The organism is Acidovorax soli (assembly GCF_900107605.1).
Taxonomy (GTDB): Bacteria; Pseudomonadota; Gammaproteobacteria; order Burkholderiales; family Burkholderiaceae_C; genus Acidovorax; species Acidovorax soli.
The window spans coordinates 1-2,041 of the sequence record NZ_FNQJ01000077.1 but is presented as its reverse complement, the minus strand read 5'-3'; the positions used below and the strand labels follow the sequence as shown (position 1 = coordinate 2,041).

1 protein-coding gene and 1 pseudogene are annotated in these 2,041 nt (G+C 65.1%); both read left to right on the top strand.

All coding sequences use genetic code 11. The features are described 5' to 3' along the window. Positions 1–132: pseudogene (locus BLW02_RS19375) on the top strand (glutathione S-transferase family protein); the annotation flags it as partial. A 154-nt stretch (positions 133–286) separates the two neighbouring features. Further along, complete coding sequence (gene selD / locus BLW02_RS19370) at positions 287–1,975, top strand: selenide, water dikinase SelD (RefSeq protein ID WP_092701756.1); 1,689 nt, start codon at positions 287–289, stop codon at positions 1,973–1,975. Positions 1,976–2,041: the final 66 nt, after the last annotated feature.

The window sequence follows — 2,041 nt, the reverse complement described above, 5'->3', positions numbered from 1 at the left end:
CTCGATGAAGTCAACGCCCGCCCGGCAGCTCAACGCGCCGAAGCTCTCAAGGCCAAGCACGCTTTCAAGGCCGAGATGGACGACGAAGCACGGGCAGTCATGTTCCCGCAAAACGCCCGTTTGACCGCCTGAGCGCAGGCGGCGTCGTCGGTGCACCAACGGGCGGCGTTCGCTTGGCCGCAGCCGCTTGGTCCGGCAAGGGGCGCCGGGCTGACGCGATCCCGCTCAAATGACGGCCCATAACGTCCGAAGAGGGCTTCGACGTTCACCGACTCAACTTTCCTCCATGCAAGTTTCCGAACAACCGATCCTGCGCGACCTTGTTCTCGTCGGAGGGGGCCACAGCCACGTTGTCGTGCTGCGCATGCTCGCCATGCAACCCGAGTCTGGCCTGCGCATCACCCTCATCTGCACCGACATCGACACGCCTTACTCCGGCATGCTGCCTGGCTACATCTCGGGCCACTACAGCTTTGACGAGGTGCACATCGACCTGGGCCGTCTGGCCTCGTTTGCCGGAGCGCGCTTCATCCATGGTGAAGTGACGGGCCTCGATCGGTCCAACCAGCGTGTGCTCATGAAGGACCGGCCCTCGGTGCCGTACGACCTGCTCTCCATCAACATCGGCTCCACACCCAATGTGCGCCAGGTGAAAGGCGCGCAAGCACACGCAGTGCCCGTGAAGCCCATCGCCCACTTCAACCTCCGCTGGCTGAATCTGCTCGAGCGCGTGCGCCTGCTGCGCGATCGATTCACGATCGCGGTGGTCGGCGGCGGTGCGGGCGGGGTTGAACTGGTGCTGTCGATGCAGTACCGGCTGCGCAGCGAGCTGCAAAAGCTGGGGCGCAATCCCGATTGGCTGCACTTTGTGTTGCTCACGGCGGGCGACTCCATCCTGCCGACGCACAACGCCGGGGTACGCGCGCGCTTTGCCCGCGTGCTCAAAGAGCGCCACGTCGCGGTGCATACGCGTGCGGAGGTGCATCAGGTCGCGCCCGGTTGCCTGCACACGCGCGACGGTCGAACCTTCGATGCCGACGAAACGATGTGGGTCACGCAAGCCGGTGGGCCGGCCTGGCTGCAAGGCACCGGTCTGGCACTGGACGAACACGGCTTCGTCAAAGTCAACGACCGGTTGCAGACGCTGGACGACCCCAAAATCTTCGCCGCAGGGGATGTGGCCTCGTTCACCAACCGCCCGCTGGAGAAGGCCGGTGTGTTTGCCGTGCGCATGGGCCCACCGCTGGTGAAGAACCTGCGCTTGTGCCTGCGCGATCAGCCGACGGTGGCTTTCAACCCGCAACGCAAATGGCTGGCACTGATCTCCACCGGCAATCGATACGCCGTGGCCTCGCGCGGCTCCATCGGCTTCGCCGGTACCTGGGTCTGGTCCTGGAAGGACTGGATCGATCGCCGCTTCATGCGCCAGTTCACCGAGCTGCCAGACATGGCGCCCGGTGCCGCCCCCTCGGCTGCACCGGCCAGCAGCCTGGCGCTGAGCGCCGAAGAATCCCGCCAGGCCATCTCGGCCATTGCCATGCGCTGTGGTGGTTGCGGCGCCAAGGTGGGCGCCAGCATCCTGACCCGCGCACTCGGCAGCCTGCAACCGGTCGAGCGCAACGACGTGCTGATCGGGCTTCACTCGCCCGACGACGCCGCCGTGGTGCGCGTGCCGCCGGGCAAGGCCATGGTTCACACCGTGGACTTCTTTCGCAGCTTCATCGACGACCCTTACCTGTTCGGCAAGGTGGCGGCCAATCACGCGTTGGGCGACATCTTTGCCATGGGTGCCGAGCCTCAGTCCGCCACAGCGATCGCCACCGTGCCGCCAGGCCTCGAATCCAAGGTGGAAGACCTGCTGCTGCAAATGATGACCGGCGCGGTCGAGGTGCTCAACGCCGCCGGCTGCGCCTTGGTCGGTGGGCACACCGGTGAGGGCCGCGAACTCGGGGTCTCCTCGTTTTCAGTGCAATAAGTGACGGTACGAAAAGCTAGCACTGGCGCGGAGGTGGTGTTGGTAGATCGTTGATTTCATTGACTT